General features: G+C 39.6%; 18 protein-coding genes and 1 tRNA gene. 17 read left to right on the top strand and 2 right to left on the bottom strand.

Translation table 11 applies throughout. The features are described from left to right. Positions 1–280: 280 nt before the first annotated feature. The 5 genes from IWC72_RS04785 (at position 281) to araA (ending at position 6,630) form a co-directional block, all read left to right on the top strand. On the top strand, positions 281–958 hold the full coding sequence (locus tag IWC72_RS04785) for an NUDIX hydrolase (protein ID WP_194525092.1): 678 nt from the start codon (positions 281–283) through the stop codon (positions 956–958). A gap of 97 nt (positions 959–1,055) precedes the next feature. Then, the gene (locus tag IWC72_RS04780; RefSeq protein ID WP_194528996.1) at positions 1,056–2,750 is read left to right on the top strand and encodes a ribulokinase; all 1,695 of its coding nucleotides are present in this window, start codon (positions 1,056–1,058) and stop codon (positions 2,748–2,750) included. Next, positions 2,743–3,447 (top strand): L-ribulose-5-phosphate 4-epimerase, encoded by a 705-nt coding sequence (locus IWC72_RS04775; RefSeq protein ID WP_194528995.1) that lies wholly within the window; start codon positions 2,743–2,745, stop codon positions 3,445–3,447. The genes IWC72_RS04780 and IWC72_RS04775 overlap by 8 nt, the downstream gene beginning before the upstream one ends. 35 nt (positions 3,448–3,482) lie before the next feature. Next, the gene (locus IWC72_RS04770) at positions 3,483–5,108 is read left to right on the top strand and encodes a sodium:solute symporter (protein WP_194525089.1); all 1,626 of its coding nucleotides are present in this window, start codon (positions 3,483–3,485) and stop codon (positions 5,106–5,108) included. Positions 5,109–5,127: 19 nt separating this feature from the next. Beyond that, entirely contained in the window at positions 5,128–6,630 is a 1,503-nt protein-coding gene (gene araA / locus IWC72_RS04765) for an L-arabinose isomerase (RefSeq protein WP_194528994.1), read from the top strand. Here araA and IWC72_RS04760 read toward each other — a convergent pair. After that, positions 6,627–7,811, bottom strand: coding sequence for a helix-turn-helix domain-containing protein (locus IWC72_RS04760; RefSeq protein WP_194528993.1), 1,185 nt, complete (start codon positions 7,809–7,811; stop codon positions 6,627–6,629). The two genes, araA and IWC72_RS04760, sit on opposite strands and share 4 nt — an antisense overlap. 155 nt (positions 7,812–7,966) lie before the next feature. Here IWC72_RS04760 and IWC72_RS04755 point away from each other — a divergent pair, with 155 nt between their 5' ends. From IWC72_RS04755 to IWC72_RS04720, 8 genes are all read left to right on the top strand, one after another. After that, a complete protein-coding gene (locus IWC72_RS04755; protein ID WP_226979487.1) occupies positions 7,967–11,161 on the top strand; it encodes a DUF1553 domain-containing protein in 3,195 nt (1,064 codons plus the stop codon). A gap of 10 nt (positions 11,162–11,171) precedes the next feature. After that, entirely contained in the window at positions 11,172–12,650 is a 1,479-nt protein-coding gene (locus IWC72_RS04750; RefSeq protein ID WP_194528991.1) for a DUF1501 domain-containing protein, read from the top strand. A 26-nt stretch (positions 12,651–12,676) separates the two neighbouring features. Further along, complete coding sequence (locus tag IWC72_RS04745) at positions 12,677–13,723, top strand: NHL repeat-containing protein (RefSeq protein ID WP_226979486.1); 1,047 nt, start codon at positions 12,677–12,679, stop codon at positions 13,721–13,723. Between the two features lie 118 nt (positions 13,724–13,841). Further along, the gene (locus IWC72_RS04740) at positions 13,842–14,378 is read left to right on the top strand and encodes a RidA family protein (RefSeq protein WP_194525083.1); all 537 of its coding nucleotides are present in this window, start codon (positions 13,842–13,844) and stop codon (positions 14,376–14,378) included. Between the two features lie 3 nt (positions 14,379–14,381). Further along, positions 14,382–15,392, top strand: a complete 1,011-nt coding sequence (locus IWC72_RS04735; protein ID WP_194528989.1) for a TRAP transporter substrate-binding protein — start codon at positions 14,382–14,384, stop codon at positions 15,390–15,392. Beyond that, on the top strand, positions 15,382–15,846 hold the full coding sequence (locus IWC72_RS04730) for a TRAP transporter small permease (protein ID WP_194525081.1): 465 nt from the start codon (positions 15,382–15,384) through the stop codon (positions 15,844–15,846). Before IWC72_RS04735 ends, IWC72_RS04730 begins: the two co-directional genes overlap by 11 nt. Further along, a complete protein-coding gene (locus tag IWC72_RS04725) occupies positions 15,843–17,117 on the top strand; it encodes a TRAP transporter large permease (protein WP_194525080.1) in 1,275 nt (424 codons plus the stop codon). Before IWC72_RS04730 ends, IWC72_RS04725 begins: the two co-directional genes overlap by 4 nt. Positions 17,118–17,209: 92 nt before the next feature. Beyond that, positions 17,210–17,281: transfer RNA gene (locus IWC72_RS04720), tRNA-Arg, on the top strand. Positions 17,282–17,540: 259 nt separating this feature from the next. Here the strand turns inward: IWC72_RS04720 and IWC72_RS04715 are convergent. Next, positions 17,541–18,272: a hypothetical protein gene (locus IWC72_RS04715; protein ID WP_194528988.1), complete on the bottom strand. Its 732-nt coding sequence runs from the start codon at positions 18,270–18,272 to the stop codon at positions 17,541–17,543. Between the two features lie 452 nt (positions 18,273–18,724). Between IWC72_RS04715 and IWC72_RS04710 the strand changes: the two genes are divergently transcribed. Genes IWC72_RS04710 through IWC72_RS04695 form a run of 4 tightly spaced genes read left to right on the top strand, consistent with a single transcriptional unit; the run spans position 18,725 to position 22,429 of the window. Then, complete coding sequence (locus IWC72_RS04710) at positions 18,725–20,182, top strand: arginine decarboxylase (RefSeq protein ID WP_194525078.1); 1,458 nt, start codon at positions 18,725–18,727, stop codon at positions 20,180–20,182. Between the two features lie 15 nt (positions 20,183–20,197). Further along, a complete protein-coding gene (gene speB, locus IWC72_RS04705) occupies positions 20,198–21,139 on the top strand; it encodes an agmatinase (protein WP_194528987.1) in 942 nt (313 codons plus the stop codon). Then, positions 21,126–22,103, top strand: a complete 978-nt coding sequence (locus tag IWC72_RS04700) for a deoxyhypusine synthase family protein (RefSeq protein WP_194525076.1) — start codon at positions 21,126–21,128, stop codon at positions 22,101–22,103. The genes speB and IWC72_RS04700 overlap by 14 nt, the downstream gene beginning before the upstream one ends. After that, entirely contained in the window at positions 22,100–22,429 is a 330-nt protein-coding gene (locus tag IWC72_RS04695) for a hypothetical protein (protein WP_194528986.1), read from the top strand. Before IWC72_RS04700 ends, IWC72_RS04695 begins: the two co-directional genes overlap by 4 nt. The last annotated feature ends 52 nt before the right edge of the window (positions 22,430–22,481 follow it).

Genomic DNA, 22,481 nt, shown 5'->3' with positions numbered 1-22,481 from the left:
TATCGAAAATTTCGAGATGGACAGTTTTTAGTAGGCTGTTTTGCTGAAAAATTGATAAAAAAGAACCCTTTTTGTCATTTTGCAAAGTTAACCGTCAAAATCAGTATCATATTGATTTTCAGTAATTAATATTTTTTTCATTTTTGTGTTATTTCGGCTACAAATGGAAATAAAGCAAACAACATTTTCATAAGAAATATTTGAAAATGTTGTTCATACACTTATTACCAGATTGTTTGTGTATTTTTGAGAAAACCGTTAACTATAGTTTAATTATAAGATGGATAGAACATATAAGGATATACAACAAATTACCCTTGCTGTAGATTGTATCATATTTGGGTTCAATGATAATAGGTTAGAAGTACTTTTGGTACATAGGGGCTTTGAGCCAGAAAAGGACAGGTGGTCACTTATGGGCGGGTTTGTTGGTAATCATGAAGATTTAGATGACGCTGCAAATAGAGTGCTAAAAGACCTTTCGGGTTTGGAAGATGTATATATGGAGCAGGTCAGAACTTTCGGCCAGGCTCATCGTGACCCCTATGAACGCGTAGTATCTACTACGTACAGTGCTTTGATTCTTAAGAAAAAGTACAATGAAGAGTTAATTGAGGAATTCCGCGCTAAGTGGTTTCCTATAGATGAGCTTCCTGATTTAATTTTTGATCATAAAGAAATGGTAGAGTCTGCCATTCGGCGTCTGCAGAGAAGAGTACGTACGTTTCCAATCGTATTTAACTTGCTTCCTGAAAAATTCACTTTACCGCAATTGCAAAAGCTCTATGAGGGTATTTTTCAAGAGGAAATGGATAAAAGAAATTTCAGAAAGAAACTGGCTACAATGGATTTTTTAATAAAGTTGAACGAAAAGGATATGTCCGAGTCCAAAAAGGGAGCGTTTTTATATCGATTTGACGAAAAAAAATACAACAAAACAAAAAACTTTACAATTTAGTCAATAAGTGTTTTTGAAACACTTGTAAAAAGTTCTATATTAGTTTCTTTTACAGGATGTTTTGGTAAAACGGACCTAAATTTTAAAGTTTATACACATGAAATCACAAAATGCCTATAGCTTAGGCTTGGATTTTGGTTCGGATTCCGTCCGGGCTCTTTTGGTCAATACACAAACGGGGGAAGAGCTGTCCACGGCGGTTCATTATTATGCACGTTGGAAAAAAGGAGAATTTTGTGATCCTTCCGAAAATCGGTTTAGACAACACCCGTTAGATTATATAGAGGGCATTGAATCTACAATCAAATCTGTAGTAAGTGAAGTTGGTGTTGAAGTGGCCAAGCAAATCGTTAGTATAGGTGTGGATACTACGGGAAGTACTCCGGTAGCTGTCAATGCACAAGGAACTCCTTTGGCATTGTTGGAAGAGTTTAAAGAGAACCCTAACGCTATGTTTGTTCTGTGGAAAGACCATACGGGTATTCAAGAGGCCAAAGAAATAAATGAGTTGTGTTCCCAATGGGATGTTGATTATTCGCAATACGAAGGCGGAATCTATTCCTCTGAGTGGTTTTGGAGTAAAATATTACACGTGTCAAGAACGGATGCGGCGGTTCACAAAGCGGCCTATTCTTGGGTAGAACATTGTGATTGGATTCCTTTTTTATTGACAGGCGGAACCGATGTGCATAATATGAAGCGAAGCCGATGTGCTGCCGGACATAAGGCGCTTTGGCATGAAAGCTTTGGTGGTTTGCCTTCCAATGATTTTTTGACCACTTTGGACCCGCTTTTAGACGGACTACGAAATCGACTTTTTACAAAAACATATACTTCCGATGTTTCGGTGGGGAATTTAAGTGCAGAATGGTCTGGGCGATTGGGGCTTCCTGAATCTACAGTAGTTTCCGTGGGTGCTTTTGATGCCCACATGGGTGCCGTTGGAGCAAAAACGGAATCGTATTTCCTAACCAAAATTATGGGTACCTCCACTTGTGATATTCTTGTCGCTCCAATGGACGGGGAAGAGAAACTGGTCAAAGGTATATGCGGACAAGTAGATGGTTCCGTTATTCCACAAATGCTGGGGCTGGAAGCAGGGCAGTCGGCTTTTGGCGATATCTATGCATGGTACAGTCGAGTTTTGGAGTGGCCTATAAAAGAACTGATTTCAAAATCGGACCTTATTGATGAGGATACGAAACAAAAGCTGATTGCCGAAGCGCTGAAAAACTTAATTCCGGAACTAAGTAATGCCGCAAGCAAGGAACCGATAGGTGCTTCGGGTGAGTTGGCGTTAGATTGGATGAACGGACGGCGGACTCCGGATGCCAATCAGAATTTAAAAGGCGTTATTTCCGGTATAAATCTGGGAAGTACATCGCCTAAAATATTCAGGGCGTTGGTAGAAGCTTCGTGTTTTGGCGCGAAGAAAATTGTGGACCGTTTTTTATCCGAAGGAATACCAATAAAAGGAGTTATTGCTTTGGGTGGAGTGGCTAAAAAATCGCCATTTATAATGCAAATGATGGCAGATGTGCTGAAAATGCCCATAAAAGTGGTGGCATCTGAACAGGCTTGCGCTTTGGGTGCAGCTGTTTTTGGAGCCGTAGCTGCCAAGGTGTATGACAATGTTCCTGAAGCTATGGACCAAATGGGAAGTTCTTTTGAAACTATTTATGAGCCAAACCAAGTGCACGCAGAGGCATATGCCATAGTTTATGACAATTATAGTCGGTTATGCGAAACGATGGAAAGACATATCATGAACCAAACCAAAAAAAATGGGTAAATACAAATCACTAAAGGAAGAGGCCTACGAGGCCAATATGCAGTTGCCGGAACTGGGTCTAGTGTTGTTCACTTTTGGCAACGCAAGTGCTGTGGATAGGGATAAAGGTGTTTTTGCCATAAAGCCAAGTGGAGTGCCGTATGCCAAGTTGAAGGTTGACGATATCGTCATCTGCGATTTTGATGCGAAGATTGTTGAGGGTAAAATGAGACCTTCATCCGATACTAAAACCCATGCCGTTCTTTACAAGGAATGGGATAAAATAGGCGGAGTAGTACACACGCATTCAACTTATGGTACGGCATGGGCACAAGCTATAAAGGATATTCCTATCTTCGGGACCACTCATGCGGATCATTTAATTGCTGATATTCCTTGTGCTCCACCTATGAAAGATGAATATATTGAGGGCGATTATGAGCATATGACAGGATATCAGATTATAGATTGCCTAAAAGAAAGAGGGCTGGACTATAACGAAATTGGTATGGTACTCGTGGGTAGCCATGCTCCATTTACTTGGGGAGCTACTGCAGCAAAGGCTGTGTACAACAGTGCGGTCTGCGAAGAAGTTGCGAAAATGGCTCATTTAACGCTTCAGATAAATTCCAATGCTGCTCGGTTAAAGGAAGCTTTGAAAAAGAAGCATTTTGAACGTAAGCATGGCAAAGATGCCTATTATGGGCAAGGGTGTTAGCTTACTTGAATAAACAACCAACGCAGTAAATAAATATGAAAGGATTAGATACACTGGACTGGGTCGTTATTGCCCTATATTTTATTGTATTACTTGGTGTGGCCTGGTGGGTTATCAAGCAAAAACAAAAAAATACCGAAGATTATTTTTTAGCGGGAAGAAACATAGGCTGGTTTATGGTGGGTGCTTCTATTTTTGCATCCAATATTGGTTCTGAGCATGTTGTAGGTCTTGCCGGTAATGGTGCCGGTGATAAAATGCCTTTGCTAATTTATGAGCTCCATGCATGGTTAGTATTGATGTTGGGCTGGGTATTCTTGCCCTTTTATGCTCGAAGTGGTGTATTTACCATGCCCGAATTTCTTGAAAAACGCTTTGATGCCCGTTCCAGATGGGTCCTTTCCATAGTATCCTTAATAGCATATATCCTAACTAAGGTCTCCGTAACCATTTATGCCGGAGGGGTTGTTGTATCTGCTCTATTGGGCATTCCGTTTTGGATTGGAGCTGTGGCTACAGTTGTACTCACAGGATTGTATACGGTTCTAGGCGGAATGCGGGCTGTGGTGTACACGGAAACAATCCAAGCCATAGTTTTGGTTTTCGGTGCAGGAATTTTAACTTATTTAGGGCTTGATGCTGTTGGCGGATGGGGAGAATTGAAAGCAACCGTTGGTCCGGATTATTTTAACATGTGGCGACCCAACTCGGACCCTGATTATCCGTGGTTACCTTTGTTCATCACTAGTACGGTAGTGGGTATTTGGTACTGGTGTACGGATCAGGTTATCGTACAACGCGTACTAACCGCAAAAAATATTAAGGAAGGTAGAAGAGGAAGTATTTTTGGAGCCCTCTTAAAATTGATGCCGGTATTCTTGTTTCTCATTCCGGGTGTTGTTGCTTTAGGGTTGAAAATGCAAGGAAAATTGCATTGGGATAGCCCAGATGAAGCCTTTCCTGTTTTGATGAGTAATTTAATGCCTTCGGGATTACGAGGTTTGGTGGCCGCCGGTTTGCTGGCCGCATTAATGAGTTCTTTGGCTTCGGTCTTTAATTCATGCTCTACACTGTTCACTTTGGATATTTATAAAAAATTGAAACCTCAAAAACCAGAAGAAGAGTTGGTTAAAACAGGTCGTATCGCAACCTTTTTTGTGGTTGGACTAGGACTTTTATGGATTCCTATTATAACCACATTGTCCGATGGGCTATACGAGTACCTGCAGAATGTACAGGCCTACATCTCACCACCTATAGCGGCTGTATTCTTATTGGGTATTTTTTATAAACGTATAAATGCCAATGGAGCAATAGCAACTTTGGTAGGTGGGTTTATCATTGGTTTTGCAAAACTTACGCTAGAAATAGTAAAGTCTAGCTTGGCACAGGATAGTTTAATGTTCAAGCTTGCAGATATTAATTGGTTGGTTTTTGGCGCTTACTTTTTTGCGCTTTGTATTGCCATTGCAGTTGTAGTAAGTATGTTCTATCCGGCGCCATCGCAGGCTCAATTGGCAGGGTTGACTTTTGGGAGTGTATCTGCGGAGCAAAAAGAAGAAGGTAAATCGAGCTACAACATATGGGATATAATCACTTCGGTTATTGTACTTCTGATAGTGGTGTATATCATGATTTCTTTCAGTGCATTGAGTTTATAATTTACAGAGCATTACTACAATGATAGATATTTCAAATGATGAAGTTTGGTTCGTAACAGGAAGCCAACATCTATACGGACCGGAAACACTGGCACAAGTTGCGGAGCATTCCCTTGAAATTGCTAATTACTATAATGCGAATAAACGTGTTCCCGTTAGGGTGATTTTCAAACCTGTAGTAAAAATGGCTACAGAAATCAGTGCACTATGTAAAGAAGCGAACCATGTTGATACTTGCGTAGGTTTGGTTCTGTGGATGCACACTTTCTCTCCTGCCAAAATGTGGATTACGGGCCTACAGGCTCTTCAGAAACCATTTTTGCATCTGCATACCCAATACAATCGGGACATTCCTTGGAATGCCATTGATATGGATTTTATGAACCTGAATCAATCTGCACATGGTGGTAGGGAATTTGGATTTTTGGCTTCCAGGATGCGGTTGAATCGAAAGGTGGTTGTGGGTCATTGGCAAAATGAAACTGTTATTCAGCAGGTAGCTGACTGGTGTCGTGTGGTCTCAGCCGTTGCTGATTCTAAAAAAATGAAAGTAGCCCGTTTTGGGGATAATATGCGTCAAGTAGCAGTTACCGAGGGAAACAAAGTTTCTGCTCAAATGAAGTTCGGTTATGAGGTTAATGGATATGGCGTAGGTGATTTGGTAAAATTTATCGATGAGGTTTCCGCTGTTGAAATAAATGCTTTGATGCAAGAATATGAGGATTCTTATACCATGGCAGCTAAAATTAAAGCCGATGGAAGTATGCGCAATTCTTTAATGGATGCTGCGCGGATAGAGTTGGGAATGCGGGCTTTTCTTGAGGAAGGTGGTTATACCGCTTTTACCGATACTTTTGAGGATTTACATGGTATGAAGCAATTACCGGGTATTGCTACTCAACGGCTAATGGCAAGTGGTTATGGCTTTGGTGGCGAAGGCGACTGGAAGACGGCAGCACTTGTGCGTACTATGAAAGTTATGGGGGCAGGTCTAGAAGGCGGTAATAGTTTTATGGAAGACTATACGTATCACTTTAACCCCGCTAACACGTCGGTACTTGGTTCTCATATGTTAGAAATTTGCCCGTCCATTGCTAAAGGAGATGTTTCGTGTGAAATTCATCCCCTTGGTATTGGCGGTAAAGAAGACCCGGTACGTTTGGTATTTAACGCTGGCGCAGGAAATGCTTTGAATGCATCGGTTGTGGATATGGGTAATAGATTTAGGATGCTGGTCAATAAAGTGGAAGCAATAGAAATAGAAGAAAATATGCCTAACCTTCCCGTGGCAAGAGTTTTATGGGAGGCAAAACCCGATCTTCAAACGGCTGCTGCAGCTTGGATTTATGGTGGTGGAGCACATCATACTTGTTACAGTCAGAATATTTCCGCAGAATCATTGGAGGATTTTGCAGAAATCATGGATTTGGAATTTCTGCTGATTGATGAAAAAACTGACCTGTACCGCTTTAAACAAGAACTGCGTTGGAACGATGCGGCTTATGGTTTAAAAGGTATTTAATCCAATTCCAACTCTTTTACATGAAGAATCTTTGAACTCAGTTCCATTCTGTCAATACCGTTTACTTCCATAAAGACCTCAAAATAAGCAGGTATTTTTCCTAAGTCGGCTTTCATTCGGTTTTCCAATTGCTGGACCAATATGGGGTTGGTAAAGTTCTTCAGGCTCTGTGATGCACCAGTATCCCACAAACCCGCAAAAACATAGATGGAATTATTGTTTGGTCCCGGCGCCTTTATAATTAAAGCGTAGTCCTTATGGTAGGTTTCGGCATCTCCACTGGGTTTAAAAAAGGTTGTGGTGTTCTTGAAATTAAAGTTATCCGTATCCGCATTGTAATTTATGCTGGTCTTGTTGATATAATCTTTGAAAATACCTAGGGTCTTCGCCATTCCAACAATCATAAAGTCGTTTTCAGGAAGTTCTTTAGGGCTAAAACGTAAAACCGTACGTACGTTAAAGTCTTTATCTTTTGAAGTCAAAACTTTACTTATGTCCTTTACCCATTCGGTACTATTTCTAATTAGAAAACTATACTCCATAGGTTCATACTCATTTTTCAACGAGGAAGGAAGGGAGTCGTAGAGTTGAGTTTCTGAATTAATAAAGGGATTACGAATAACCTTTTCTTTATGGGTAGTGGTATTAATTTCACGATAAATAAAGAGGTCCCCCAATACCAATATCATTGGTTTTTTTGAATTGAAAATTTCGGTCCATAGGACAGACTCTGAAAAGGGGTTTGGCTGCCTATTTTTTGTCCAGAGAAACCAATTTCCGATAATTGATAAAAGGAGAACTGATGAGACTAAAAATAGAAGCTGTTTTTTGGTTATGATTTTTTTTGATGGTTTGGGCTCTTTTTTTCTACTATCAAACTCTACTTTATAACCCCCCTTTGGAATGCGCAGAATAATCTGGTCTTCTATCCCTTCCTTTTGGTAGTATGTTCTCAGTTTTTTTCTAAGATTATAAATGTAAACCCTAATGAGTGTACTCTGAGAAGGGTCAAATTCCTTTTTTCCAAATATTTCTGTGGCAATTGTGGTTTCTTTTGGCACGTCTTCCTCTATAGTGCATTGAACGAGGTACCTGAGCAAATTGGCATAAGTGGTTGAATTGCCAAAAGATTTGCTGGAAATAATTTTGTTGATATACGTGTGGTAATCCTTGGTATTCATGGCCTCAAAGAAGGTATTTTTTAAAGATAATTAAAATTATTAACAGTTAACGAAACTGTTTTTTAACTCATTAACAGTTAAAACAGGGTTGTATATTGATGAAAATTCCAAAACCAATGCGATTCTTATCGAGATTTTTTTCTGTACTCTGCATCATGTTATTACACAGTTGTGGATGGAATGCACCTGAGGAAATTGAAGAGGCAATGGCTGGATTGCCAGAGAAAATAGATTTCAATTACCATGTTAAACCTATTTTGTCCGATAAGTGTTTTGCTTGTCACGGACCGGATATGGCAAATCAAAAAGCGGGCCTTCGTTTAGATATTGCAGAAAGTGCATATGAGGCTTTAGAAGGTTCGGGAAAGCATCCTATTGTTCCTAATAAACCGGAAAAGAGCGAAGTTGTTACGCGTATTTTATCTACTGATCCGGATATCACAATGCCGCCGCCAGAGTTTAATATTACACTTAGCAAAAATGAAATAGCCACCATCACAAAGTGGATTGAGCAAGGAGCGGAGTACAAGCCGCATTGGTCTTTTATAAAACCGCAAAAAGAAGGTGTTCCGAACATAGTGAATAAGGAATGGCCAAATAATACTATTGACCAATTTGTTTTGGCCAAATTGGAAGGTAAAGGCTTAAGTCCTTCACAAAAAGCTTCAAAGGAACATCTCATTCGCCGCCTCAGTTTCAACTTAGTAGGGTTGCCACCAACCTTGTTGCAAATTCAGGATTTTGTAAATGACACATCGCCGGATGCTTATGAAAAAGTGGTAGATCGCCTTTTGGCTTCACCTGCCTATGGAGAACGCATGGCTGCCGAGTGGATGGACGTTGCTCGTTATGCGGATAGTGATGGGTATTTGGATGATAAACATCGCGATTTTAGTCCGTATCGGGATTGGGTCATAAAGGCGTTTAATGAAAATATATCGTACGAGCAGTTCATAACCTGGCAATTAGCGGGAGACCTTATAGAAAACCCATCGCAGGAAAGTATTTTAGCAACGGCCTTTAATCGGTTACATAAAAAGAACTCTGAAGCGGGAATTGTTTTTGAGGAATACCGAGTAGAGTATGTGGCGGATCGCACCCTGGCTGTTGGAAAAGCATTTTTAGGGTTAAGTGTAGAATGTGCTAGATGCCATGATCATAAGTATGATCCGATCAGCCAAAAAGACCATTATGAGCTTTTTGCATTTTTCAATAGTACAAATGAAATTGGGACACCAGTGTATGGGCCGGGTCAAGTACCTGGACCTTCACTTTTATTGACCAATGACGAACAAAAAGAGGTGTTGGAGTTTATTGATAGGGATATCGATCTAACACAAAAACAATTGATATCTGTTGAAAAGGAAACACCGGAGGAGATGCGTACTTGGTCTAAAAAACCATTGGTTCTGGAGACAGTGTTGCAAAAAAGCTTGAAAAAAGGATTGCAGGCAAGTTTAAATTTTGATTCGTTTTCATCAGAGGATAAGAAATCGTTCAGTACTGAAAATAGTGGAGGTGATGGACAGTCGGTAACCATTAAAGAGCCTATAATTGAGAATGGGATAAACGGAAAAGCTGTGTTTCTTGGTGATTATACCACTATGAGGATGCCCGGAAAAGTAGGATGGTTTGATCAATCCGATCCTTTCACCGTTTCCATAGCCGTTAAGCCGGACAGAAACTATGAAGAGGCCGCAATTTTTACGCATTCCGAAGAAGTTAGGCAAGGGCTAAAAGGGTATTCCATGCATCTAGAGAATAACAGGCTTAAGTTTATAATTGCGCGTTCCTGGCCATCCAATGCCATTCAAGTAAAAACGGAGGAATCTATACCTGAGAAAGAATGGAGCTCCGTAACCGTGTCCTATGATGGGTTGGGCAAAGCGGATGGGGTCCATATTTACGTAAACGGGAAAGAGGTGCCGGTAGAAATTGAAATAGACAACCTGTATAAATCTATACTGTTCAAGAAAAATGCGCATAACTACGCATTTAACGGTTTCACTGTAGGGGTAAGTGGAAAGTTCAAATCTTTTAAAGACGGCGGTGTGGATAATCTCAGGATTTATAACCGGCAACTATCGGATTTGGAAGTGCTTTACAGCATAGCCCCAAAAGCGGCAATGGGTAGAGTAAAAAGTAGTGAAAAGGGATTACTTACCGATTTCTATTATCTGAGTATAGACAAGGAAACGGAAAGGACAAGAATTAAGTTGAAGGAACAAAGGGAAAAACAGCTTGATGAACTGGAACCTATAAAAGAGATTATGGTTTTGGGAGATTTGCCAAAGCCCAGACCTACTTATATTCTTGATCGTGGGATGTACGATGCTCCTACGGAAGAAGTGCAGCCAGACGTGCCCGAAGCGGTAATGCCTTTTAGTGAAGATTTGCCAAGAAATAGATTAGGGTTGACCAAATGGTTGTTCGATAAGAACAATCCGTTAACAGCCAGAGTTTTTGTGAACCGCTTATGGCAAATGCATTTTGGACAAGGGTTGGTGGCCACTTCTGATGATTTTGGCAACCAGGGTAGTTTGCCCTCGCATCCTGAGCTATTGGACTGGCTTGCCGTAGAGTTTATGGATTCGGGTTGGGATATCAAGAAAATACAAAAGTTAATCGTTGTGTCTGCTACCTACCGGCAAAGCTCTGAACTAACCCCGGAATTGTTGGAGATCGATACGGACAATATTCTATTGGCGCGAGGACCTAATATGCGTATGACCGCAGAAATGGTCAGGGACAATGCATTGGCTATCAGTGGGCTATTAGTTTCAAAAATTGGAGGAACAAGTGTTTACCCCTATCAGCCAGAAGGGCTTTGGGACGAAATCAGCAACAAACCTTGGCGTTACAAATACAAACAGCAGCCAGGGGAGGGTTTATACCGAAGAAGTCTATATACGATTTGGAAGCGAACCTCGGCACCACCGTCTATGCAGATTTTTGATGGCGGAGACCGTAGTGTTTGTACGGTTAAAAGAAGGGAGACCAGTACGCCATTACAAGCATTAGTGCTTTTGAACGATCCCCAATATATAGAAGCTTCATATGTCCTTGCCGAAAGTTTGATTGATGAGGTTGAAGAAAATAAAGAACTACAGTTAAAGAAGGCATTTCAGTTGAGTACAGGACGAAAGACCTCAAAAGAAGAATTATCGATTTTAAAGAAATTTCTTGACGAAGAGTTAGAGCGCTTTTCGAACAATAAAGAAGATGCGATCGCCTATTTGAATATGGGCGAAACCAAAATTAAAAACACCTCCGATCCTGTTAAAGTAGCGGCATTGGCAACGGTTATTAACGGAATTATGAATACTACCGAAGGATTCACCATAAGATAAGAAGAAGATTATGAGAGATATTCATGAACAAAAAAAGTTTGAAGATACCCGTAGGGGGTTTTTAAAGAAAGCGTCCTTGGGGTTTGGATCCATTGCACTGTCTAGTCTTTTAGGACCAACGGAATCTTTTGCTAATGATTTGTTGGTTTCTAAAAGGCCTTCGTTGGTAAATGCCAATGGAGGGGCATTGGGCGGAACCCATTTTCCCGCCAAGGCAAAGCGCATTATTTATTTATTTCAAAGTGGTGGTCCGTCTCAAATAGAAACGTTTGACTATAAACCTTCCTTGGCAAAATGGCATGGTCAGGAAATACCTGATTCGGTTAGGGGAACGCAGCGTAATTCTGGAATGGTAACTTCGCAAAGCACTTTTCCCTTGGTGCAGTCCATTTTCGATTTTAAACAACATGGTCAATCCGGAGCCTGGGTGAGTGAACTTTTCCCCCATACGGCAGGTGTTGTAGATGACCTTTGTATTATAAAATCAATGTATACCGAAGCCATTAACCATGAGCCGGCAGTTATGTTTATGCAAACGGGGTCCCAGTTAAGCGGCAGGCCTTCAATTGGGTCGTGGTTAAGTTATGGTTTGGGGAGTGATAATAAGGATTTACCCAATTTTGTGGTTATGCTTTCCAAAGGAGGAGGGGCCCAACCCTTAAGCTCAGCGGCATGGGGCAATGGATTTTTGCCTTCTCATCACCAAGGAGTTCAGTTTCGTTCTGGGAAAGATCCGGTGTTGTATTTGAACAATCCGCATGGGGTGCATGATCATGACCGTAGGCGTGCATTGGACTATATTTCCGAATTGAACAACCAACAGTATGATATCTGGAAAGATCCGGAAATTCAATCTAAAATAAATCAATATGAAATGGCGTACCGTATGCAGAATTCGGTGCCGGATGCTGTAGACACTTCCAATGAGCCGGACCACGTTTATGAATTATATGGTGAGGATGCTAAAATTCCGGGCACCTATGCTGCAAATTGTATTCAGGCAAGACGACTTGCTGAGAAGGATGTAAAATTCATTCAGTTGTACCACATGGGGTGGGATCAACATGGTGGTCTTCCCAATGGTATAAAAAGACAGGCATTGAGTACGGATCAAGCAACAGCTGGTTTAATTACGGATTTAAAGCAACGCGGACTTCTGGAGGATACGTTAGTAGTTTGGGGAGGGGAATTTGGCCGTACCAGTTTCTCGCAAGGTAGACTAACTGCGGAAAGTTATGGCAGGGACCATCACCCGGGTTGTTTTACCATGTGGATGGCGGGTGCAGGAGTGAAGGCGGGGATGGTCTACGGCGAAACCGATGATTTTAGTTATAATGTTTCTCGCAACGGGGTACATGTACATGATTTTCAGGCTACCCTAATGCATTTATTGGGTATAGATCATGAAAAGCTTACCTTTAAACACCAAGGGAGAAGATACCGTTTGACCGATGTTCATGGTCATGTAGTAAAAGATATTTTAGCCTAGTTAGCATGTCAACAAGAAGAGAATTCATGAAAAAAACAACCATGGGTACAGGAGGGCTTTTAACAATGTCCACTGTGCCGTTCTACATTAATAATTCAAAAGTTAATCTCAGTGAAGAAATCATTGGTCACGGTGATTTTAAATATAGAGTTGAAGTGGGTTGGGGAGATTTAGATCCTAAAAAATATCCGGTTAACAATTGCCATGAAATGGTGATGGATAAAAAAGGTAGGCTTATTATGCTTACCGATCATGCTAAGAACAATGTGTTAATCTATGACAAATCTGGTGGGCTTTTGCATAGCTGGACACTCAATTTGCCGGGCGCACATGGCCTTACCATTCATGAGGAAGGTGGAGCTGAATTTTTATATATCACAGACCCTTCTCTAGGAAGGGTTATAAAGACCAATTTAGATGGTAGGGTTCTTTTAGAAATTGCATCACCTACTAAAATTGGAGCTTATGATGTGCATGCGCCTTTTAAACCAACGGAAACCGCTATTGGTCCAAACGGAAATATTTATGTGGCAGATGGGTATGGTTCTCAATTTATCTTGCAATACGATTCTAAAGGAAATTTCATTCGTAAATTTGGGGGGGATAGCTTTCTTTCTCCAGAAAAATTCAAACAAGCACATGGGGTTGTAGTAGATTATAGAGATCCTTCTAATCCAACCTTGTTATGTACAGCACGAATTAAAAATTCTTTTAAACGCTTTTCTTTGGAAGGCGAGTATATTGAAGATTATTATATGCCCGGACTTTTTGTAAGTCGGCCTGTAATAGATGATGAAAACGTGTATTCCGGAGTGTGTTTTGGTATGGAAGAAGGTAATTTTAATATGCATGCGAATAAAGGCTTTGTTACCATTTTAGATAAGGACAATAAAGTAGTTTCAAACCCAGGAGGGACTGAGCCAGTTTACGAGAATGGAACATTGAAGTTAATGTTTCAAGAAAAACCCATTTTTAAACATTGTCATGATGTGTGTGTAGATGGCGATAAAAACCTATATGTGTGCCAATGGAATGCCGGAGGCGTCTACCCATATAAACTACATCGAGTTTAGAAACTAATTTCATATTTGAAACAAACTGTAGTTTTCTTGTATTTATTTTCTGTTTTTCAAGGTGTTAATGAAGGTGGGAAATGCTTATCTTGTGGCTGTAAATCAGAATTTAGGCCATATGAAAAACTTTTTTTTAGTTGTAGTGATTTCTGCTTTCACTTCATTTTCTGGACTTGCTCAAAATGAAGCTGAATATGACCCCGAGGCTAGACTTCAAGCGATGGGTGTTGAACTTTCGCAACCTTCTGCCCCCATGGCGAATTATGTAAATGCTGTTAGGACGGGCAATTTAATATTTTTGTCGGGCAAAGGACCTACCAAGGCAGATGGAGAAAACATTACGGGAAAGCTTGGTGTTGATCTTACTATAGAAGAGGGTTATGAAGCAGCCAGAATAACAGGCATCAATCAAATTTCTGTATTAAAAATGGAATTAGGTGACCTTAAAAAGGTAAAACGAATCGTAAAAGTACGTGGTATGGTAAATGCCGTTCCAGATTTTACCGATCAGCCAAAAGTCATCAATGGATATTCGGACTTAATGGTTGAGGTTTTTGGTGAGAAGGGTAAACATGCACGTGCTGCTGTAGGCATGGGTTCTTTACCAGGTAATATTGCCGTGGAAATTGAAATGATCGTGGAGGTAGAAGATTAAATTATGCGCAATCAATCAGTATCAAATTCTTTATTCCATAAAGCCGTTCTTTGCTTTTTAATCCTATTGAGTTTCAATAGCTGTAAGCCTAGTGAAGCTGAGCCCGAATTCCTTCTGCGCACCGCACTTTTGGTAAACGAAGAGCATACTTGGTATAAGGCTTTCGTGTATTTTGGTGAAATTCTTGAAGAACGTACTAAGGGGCGTATCAAAGTAGAGGTATATCCTTCTGAACAATTGGCTAAAGAAGTGGAGGCCATTAGACTTATTCAGGCCGATGTTATAGATATGACTACTACGGGTTCTACCCTTACCAACTGGTTTGAGGTGGCCACTTTCTGCGAACTTCCTTTTTTGATGCAAGATTCAACAGATATGAATCGGTATATCAATGGACCAATCGGTAAATTGATGGAAGAAGAAATGATCAATAAGTCTGGGTTGCGACCATTGGGGCATTTTGAGCGCGGCCCTAGACATTTAACATCAAATCGCCCCATCCGACACCCAGATGATTTAGACGGACTCATTGTGAGAATACCTAATGTTCCTTCGTTTGTAACCCTGTGGAAAGCCCTTGGGGCAAAGCCTACACCAATGGCCTTTTCCGAAGTTTTTACTTCTTTACAGCAAGGTACTATAGAGGCACAGGAAAACCCGTTCGCATTGGTCAACAATGCTGGTTTTGCTGAGGTACAAAAATACTTGAACCTAACGGGCCATGTTATGAGTTGGGTGTACCCGGTTATGGGTGAGAAGCAGTTTGAACGATTTCCTCCAGATTTAAAGAAAATTTTCTTGGAAGCCGCGAAAGATATGCAAGCCTATGAACATCATCTTTTTTTGGAGAACGAAAAGAATGTTCAGGAGGAGCTTAAAGCAAAAGGAATGGAATTTATAGAGGTTGATAAAGATGCTTTTCAACAAAAATGTGAAGAAGCTATTTACAATAGCCTTTCCCCTGATATGAAAAAAATCTACAATCAACTTAAAGAGGAAAAAGATGCTTCATAAATCTATTGGACGTATTTTAAAAATAGGTGTATTGCTTAGTACATGGGGGCTCATTGCTACGGTGTTGTTGCAGATTCTTTGCAGGTTTACTCCTATAGCTACACCGTCATGGACAGAAGAAGCGTCACGTCTCTTTTTTATCTATGCCATGTCTTTTGGCGCCGGTCTAGCAATGAAAAACGAGTATTATGTTCATTTAGATATGTTCTTTAGTCAGTTTCCGGTAAAAATGCAGCGGATGTTAGTTAAAATTATTCCGGTAGTCGTGTTGTTTTTGTTTGTTCTCATGGCTATCTATTCAATACAATTTGTGGTTTTAGGTATTCCTGAGAAATCCCCAAGTATGGGCTTTAATATGGGAGTTGCCTTTTTTAGTATGTTTATTATGGCAGCCTCTATTAGTTATTACCTCTGGAAAAGAATTCAAAGAAATTATAAAAACTCTAAAGCATGATTTGGGTTCTAGTCTTAGTATTTGTAGTATGTCTTGTTTTACGTTTTCCAATAGCTTTTGCACTTGGACTCTCTTGTTTGAGTTACATTTTGGTAAAAGGCATTCCGTTAATAATTGTGCCTATGAAAATGTATTCGGGCATAGATGTGTTCGTGCTATTGAGCGTTCCCGGCTTTATTATGGCGGGAAATCTTATGAATCAAGGTGGCCTCACGGAGAAAATAATAGCATTCTGTAACCATTTATTGGGGCATATTAGAGGAGGACTTTCTTTGGTAAATATTGGAGCATCTATGTTATTCGCTGGTATTTCGGGTACAGCCATTTCCGATACGGCAAGTATGGGTTCTATCATGATTCCAGCTATGAAGAAGGAAGGGTATGATACTGGGTTCTCTTGTGCGGTCACTGCAGCATCCTCTACTATTGGGCCTATAATTCCACCAAGTGTACCAATGATTATTGCTGCCACTTTGAGTGGACTGTCAGTAGGCAAGTTGTTTCTTGCTGGTGCACTACCAGGTTTACTTTTAGCATTAGGGTTATTGATTACGGCTTATGTGATTTCTGTAAAGAAGAATTACCCCAAACATCCTCGAAGTACCCTAAAGCAAGTAGGCCGTGGTTTTATTGATACATTTTGGTCGCTTTTAATGACTTTTATTATTTTATACGGAATTATTGGTGGAATTTTCACACCTACAGAAGCCTCTATAATTGCAGTAGTATATGCCTTGATCATTGGTAAGTTTGTTTACAGGCAATTGAATTTCAAAAAAATTCAAGTGGTATTTCTGGATAGTATGAAAACTTCCGCCTCATTGATGGTGCTAGTGGGTTTTGCCAATCTTTTTGGATATATATTGATTACGGAACAAATTCCGCAAAGTATTTCTAACGAGATTTTAGGATTTACGGATAATAAGTATGTGGTGTTGTTATTGATCAACCTGCTTCTAATTATAGTGGGTACGTTTATGGAAACCATTGCCGCACTTCTGATTCTGTTTCCTATTCTATTGAAAGTGGCTTTGGCGGTAGATGTAGATCCAATTCATTTTGCGGTGATAGCGGTCTTAAACTTAATTATAGGTTTAACCACCCCACCGGTTGGCGTCTGTCTATTTGTTGCATCCAGTATAGGTAAAATATCTATTGGTGAAGTAAGCAAGGCAGGACTGCCTTTTTTGTTGGTTAGTTTTTTGGTTTTGATTTTGGTGACCCTGTTCCCGTGGTTCTCATTGGCGCTTCCAAATCTGTTTATGGAATAGGCTGATTATTTGGAGTAATGGGCATACGAAATTAGTACCTCAGTTTTTTCTGCACATGTAAAAAAACTTTATTTTTGCCCTCTTGTTTTATGGGCCCCGTAGTTCAATGGATAGAATAGAAGTTTCCTAAACTTTAGATGCAAGTTCGATTCTTGCCGGGGTCACTACATTAAGGGTTTGTGCTAAATTTCATAGACATCGAATTTTTTCACCAATTCGTTTATCCTTTTTTTATTTTCCTCTAGTTTAGCTTTAAGTTTCTCGATTTGTTCTTTCTGTTCTTTCGTAAGGGGGTTCATACCATCATTATTATGATTGTTCGTTTATAACGGTGCAGGATGGCTTAGATTGTGTTCTTTTTTTGTCAATTATGATATTTTTATCATAATAATTGTTGATAACTTGTTTTTATACTGAATAATTTCAGTTTTTCCGCTTTGCCCAAATCTCATACATAGGTTCTCCTTTGCTGTTGTTTCCAGTATGGTGCCAGTCGTTTTCTTTCAGCTCGTAATCAAATTTTAGTTTAGCTCCAACCCTTAAATTATCTTTAGAGAAAAATTCAATATGCTCTGTGTATTTCCCATCTTTTGATGTAAAAGAACCACCGCCTGTGCCGGAAAATTTCATAGTTTCGGTTTGGTAGGCAATCCATTGAAAACGGCCGTCGGTTAAAATTTTTAGTGTCTTTCTGGGGTTTTCCTCTCCTCTTCGCTCCTGTCCTTTATCCGGCCCTCGGGTAGCAAACAACCATTGTCCGTCTAAATCTTGGGTTAGGGAAGGTATTGGCTTAAATACATTTTTTGATTTCATGTCTAGAACTAGGTTTTCCCCTTCTTGTTTAAAAGGAATACTAAGCAACCGAAGTTCATCATTTTCGTAATTGGAGTTGAATTCTAGCAAAACAACTAGTCGGTCTCTTTCAATCTGAGTGAAACCACCACGAGTCATTATAAAGTGAGCAGGATTCTTCTCATACATGGTATGTATAAAATAATCACCATCAATATGCAGTTCGTGAGTGATTGTTTTTTCATCAACTACCTCTTCAGAAAAGTAGGTTTTTGATGGTATTTGGGCCTGCACTAAGTTTATAGCCATTAAAATAACAGCTAAAGTGATGTTTTTTGAGTGTTTTTTAATGCTATTTTTCATTTTTCATGAGGTCTTTTAACACCTTAAAAATAAGGTAATTGTGATGGTTTTTGAAATATTTTTTCAGCTACGAAAACTTTTTTTGTCGTTTTGTCGTAATTTTTTCGAAAACGCTTGTTTTTACATTTTTTTTGTTTTCATTTGTCCTGTCTTTAGCGAGTTAAAACTGAAGGCATTTTGAGCTTTTAGCTGAACAACATGCAATGTGTTTCTATGTTCGGGCTATGGGAGATTAGGAAGTCAAATCTCATAGCAACCCATCAGATGGGCGGCCGAATTTTAAAGCTAACTTCCGATTTTTCTACAACAATTGTGCAAAGCCAGCACAACTACTTTTTTATTCCTACTACTCAGGAGCAAATTCTTATATGATACCATCGGTAACAATTTCATAACTTATATAGCACACATTAGTTAAAAAATATCCCGATTTTCATTCACAAGAATTCACAATGAACAATAAATATATCGATCTAATCGATCAGACTTACTTTTTCCCTCAAGAAGAGTTTACACTTGAGAACGAGCATTTAAAATTTCATAATATACCGCTTCAAGAGCTGGTAGAGAAATATGGTAGCCCGTTAAAATTCACCTATTTGCCTAAAATATCTGACAATATTAATAAGGCGAAGAATTGGTTTGCGAACTCTATAGAAAAGAATGCGTACAAGGGCAAATATCACTATTGCTACTGTACTAAAAGCTCTCACTTTCAGCATATTTTGCATGAAGCGCTTAAGAATGACATACATATTGAGACGTCTTCTGCTTTTGATATTAATATAGTTGAGCAGCTTAAAAAAGATGGTAAGTTAAAAGATAACGCTTATGTTATTTGTAACGGCTTTAAGCGTGAGCAGTATATTGAGAATATTGCTAGACTTATCAATAATGGTCACAAGAACTGCATACCAATAATCGATAATTATGAAGAAATCGATTTGTTGTCAGATGTAATTGATGATACTTTTAAAATTGGTATCCGCATAGCTTCGGAAGAAGAACCAAAATTTGAGTTTTATACCTCGCGTTTGGGTATCGGCTATAAAAACATCGTGCCTTTTTACGAAAACCAGATTAAAGATAATGACAAGGTCGAGTTGAAGATGCTACACTTTTTCATTAACACCGGTATTCGCGATAATGCGTATTACTGGAACGAGTTGGTGAAATGTTTAAAGGTGTACACTAGATTGAAAAAAATCTGCCCGTCTTTAGATAGTTTGAATATTGGCGGAGGTTTTCCAATTAAAAACTCTTTGGCTTTTGAGTACGATTACCAATATATGATCGATGAGATTCTGAATCAAATCAATATTACGTGCCAAGAGGCAGATGTACCCGTGCCTCATATTTTTACGGAATTCGGAAGCTTTACCGTAGGGGAGAGTGGCGGAGCTATTTACGAAATTCTATACCAAAAGCAACAGAATGACCGTGAAAAATGGAATATGATAGATTCATCTTTCATTACCACTTTGCCAGATACGTGGGCTATTAACAAACGTTTTATCATGTTACCAATCAACCGTTGGAACGATGAATATGAGCGTGTACTTTTAGGCGGGTTGACTTGTGATAGCGATGACTATTACAATAGCGAGCAAAACATGAATGCCATTTATCTGCCCAAATATAGACGTGATAAACCGTTGTACATCGGCTTTTTTAATACAGGAGCATACCAAGAGACCATTGGCGGTTACGGCGGTTTGCAACACTGTTTAATTCCTCAGCCTAAACATATACTAATAGATAAGGATGCCGAGGGCAACTTTACCTATGAGCTTTTTAGTCCGCAACAAAAAGCGGAAGACTTGCTTAGTATTTTGGGTTACGAAACAGAGAAATCTGTAAAAAAGAGCAGCAATATAAGTGTCAAAAATAAGATTACATCAAACGTATAAACTTCACAAATTAAGATGAGCACAACAAAGAATTACGCGGGTATCCCCGATAAATTCGCACAATTAGAAACGGCAAAGGTTATTTTAATACCTGTGCCTTATGATGGAACAAGTACCTGGGGAAAAGGAGCCGATAAAGGCCCTCAGGCATTTTTGGAAGCTTCTGAAAATATGGAGCTTTATGATATTGAAACCAATACAGAAGTCTATGAACAAGGCATTCATTTGGCTGAAGCTATCACAGAAAATAGTTCGCCGGAAGCAGTGGTAAATGCGGTTCATAAGAGAACTAAAAAGTACATAAAACGTAACAAATTTGTTACGTTGTTTGGAGGTGAACATTCTATTTCAATTGGTACCATTCGTGCCTTTAATGAGTGTTTTGATAATTTAACGGTTCTTCAGATAGATGCTCATGCAGACCTACGTGAGTCGTATGAGGGAACGAAGTACAATCATGCCTGTGCAGTTCATGAAGCTAGCCAAACTACGAATTTGATTCAGGTTGGTATTCGTTCAATGGATAGTATTGAAAAGTCGTTTATGGATGAAGAAAAAACATTCTTCGCTCATGATATGGCCCAAGATGAGTATTGGATGGATAAGGTTATCGAGGCTATGACGGACAACGTTTTAATTACGTTTGATCTTGATGCTTTTGATCCTTCCATCATGCCGTCTACAGGAACCCCGGAACCAGGTGGGTTGTTCTGGTACGAGACTTTAGAGTTTTTAAGAAAGGTGTTCGAAGAGAAAAACGTAGTTGGTTTTGATATTGTTGAGCTTTGTCCTAATCCGTCAGAAAAATCTTCAGATTTTCTTGCTGCAAAATTGTATTATAAAATGCTTAGCTATAAATTTATGGGAGAAGCGGCAGATGACGAGTATGACAATACCTACGATGTAGATAGTAAAGTAAACACTAACGGATTAAAATTTGAAGATGACGAAGACTAAGGGAGCGATTTCCGAATTTATTGAAAAATATTATTTGCATTTTAATGCTGCGGCTCTGGTAGATGCTGCAAAAGGTTACGAAGAGCAATTGAACAAAGGTTCTAAAATGCTTGTTTCGTTAGCAGGTGCTATGAGTACTGCTGAATTAGGTAAGATTTTTGCCGAAATGATCCGCCAAGATAAAGTGCAGATTATATCTTGTACAGGCGCCAATCTTGAGGAGGATATCATGAACTTGGTAGCACATTCACATTACAAGCGTGTACCTAACTACCGTGATTTGACCCCAAAAGATGAATGGGCTTTGCTTGAAAAAGGTTTGAACCGTGTTACGGATACGTGTATACCGGAAGAAGAAGCTTTCAGAAGGTTGCAAGAGCATATTTTCAAAATTTGGAAAGATGCCGAAGCTAAGGGTGAGCGTTACTTACCGCATGAGTACATGTATAAAATGTTACTTTCCGGTGTTCTTGAAGAGCATTATGAGATTGATTTAAAAGATTCTTGGATGTACGCTGCCGCGGAAAAAAACCTTCCTATTGTTTGCCCAGGTTGGGAAGACAGTACTATGGGTAACATTTTTGCATCCTATGTGTTGAAAGGAGAATTGAAAGCCAGTACCATGAAATCCGGTATTGAGTATATGACCTTTTTGGCAGATTGGTATACCGATAATTCTGAAAACGGAATCGGGTTTTTCCAAATTGGTGGTGGAATCGCGGGAGATTTTCCTATCTGTGTGGTGCCCATGCTGTACCAGGATATGGAAAGAACAGATACACCGTTTTGGAGTTACTTCTGCCAAATCAGTGATTCTACAACAAGTTATGGGTCGTACTCCGGTGCGGTGCCCAATGAAAAAATCACTTGGGGTAAATTAGATATTGATACGCCCAAGTATATAATAGAGAGCGATGCAACTATTGTTGCGCCATTAATATTTGCATATCTTCTAGACTTATGAGCAATAAAAAAGGAAACACAAATTTAAAGCGCGTCATCGTAGATTTTAAGAAGTTGACTCCGGAAGTCTTAAAACTATTAGTAGAGGCATACCCTGATGGGTATGATGACCGAAATATTATTTCATTCAAAAATGCTAATGGTGAGCGTATAGAAGCTGTTGAAGTGTTAACTGAGGATACCAAATATTTGGTAAAAATCAGCGCGAAGCTGGAGTATACCATGGAGAATTATGATGAGGATGATTACGAAGATTTTGAAGATAATGATCCAGAAGCAGTGGTTGAGCCAGCCCCAGAAGACATGGCTGACGACGACGATGAATAACTTCATAACTAGGTTTGCAGAAGACCTATCTACGCTTGTCGTTCAAGCGGAG

This window comes from Zobellia roscoffensis, from assembly GCF_015330165.1.
In the GTDB taxonomy this organism is placed as follows: domain Bacteria; phylum Bacteroidota; class Bacteroidia; order Flavobacteriales; family Flavobacteriaceae; genus Zobellia; species Zobellia roscoffensis.
The sequence above is the reverse complement of the archived record's forward strand: the minus strand, read 5'-3'. Positions and strand labels throughout refer to the sequence as shown.

Coding starts and splice junctions, on each gene's coding strand:
- IWC72_RS04725 (WP_194525080.1), top strand. CDS start 15,843: ATGATTTGGGTTCTAGTCTTAGTATTTGTAGTATGTCTTGTTTTACGT.
- IWC72_RS04760 (WP_194528993.1), bottom strand. CDS start 7,811: ATGAATACCAAGGATTACCACACGTATATCAACAAAATTATTTCCAGC.
- IWC72_RS04735 (WP_194528989.1), top strand. CDS start 14,382: ATGCGCAATCAATCAGTATCAAATTCTTTATTCCATAAAGCCGTTCTT.
- IWC72_RS04780 (WP_194528996.1), top strand. CDS start 1,056: ATGAAATCACAAAATGCCTATAGCTTAGGCTTGGATTTTGGTTCGGAT.
- speB (WP_194528987.1), top strand. CDS start 20,198: ATGAGCACAACAAAGAATTACGCGGGTATCCCCGATAAATTCGCACAA.
- IWC72_RS04770 (WP_194525089.1), top strand. CDS start 3,483: ATGAAAGGATTAGATACACTGGACTGGGTCGTTATTGCCCTATATTTT.
- IWC72_RS04695 (WP_194528986.1), top strand. CDS start 22,100: ATGAGCAATAAAAAAGGAAACACAAATTTAAAGCGCGTCATCGTAGAT.
- IWC72_RS04700 (WP_194525076.1), top strand. CDS start 21,126: ATGACGAAGACTAAGGGAGCGATTTCCGAATTTATTGAAAAATATTAT.
- IWC72_RS04730 (WP_194525081.1), top strand. CDS start 15,382: ATGCTTCATAAATCTATTGGACGTATTTTAAAAATAGGTGTATTGCTT.
- IWC72_RS04775 (WP_194528995.1), top strand. CDS start 2,743: ATGGGTAAATACAAATCACTAAAGGAAGAGGCCTACGAGGCCAATATG.
- IWC72_RS04785 (WP_194525092.1), top strand. CDS start 281: ATGGATAGAACATATAAGGATATACAACAAATTACCCTTGCTGTAGAT.
- IWC72_RS04745 (WP_226979486.1), top strand. CDS start 12,677: ATGAAAAAAACAACCATGGGTACAGGAGGGCTTTTAACAATGTCCACT.
- IWC72_RS04740 (WP_194525083.1), top strand. CDS start 13,842: ATGAAAAACTTTTTTTTAGTTGTAGTGATTTCTGCTTTCACTTCATTT.
- IWC72_RS04750 (WP_194528991.1), top strand. CDS start 11,172: ATGAGAGATATTCATGAACAAAAAAAGTTTGAAGATACCCGTAGGGGG.
- IWC72_RS04715 (WP_194528988.1), bottom strand. CDS start 18,272: ATGAAAAATAGCATTAAAAAACACTCAAAAAACATCACTTTAGCTGTT.
- IWC72_RS04755 (WP_226979487.1), top strand. CDS start 7,967: ATGTTATTACACAGTTGTGGATGGAATGCACCTGAGGAAATTGAAGAG.
- araA (WP_194528994.1), top strand. CDS start 5,128: ATGATAGATATTTCAAATGATGAAGTTTGGTTCGTAACAGGAAGCCAA.
- IWC72_RS04710 (WP_194525078.1), top strand. CDS start 18,725: ATGAACAATAAATATATCGATCTAATCGATCAGACTTACTTTTTCCCT.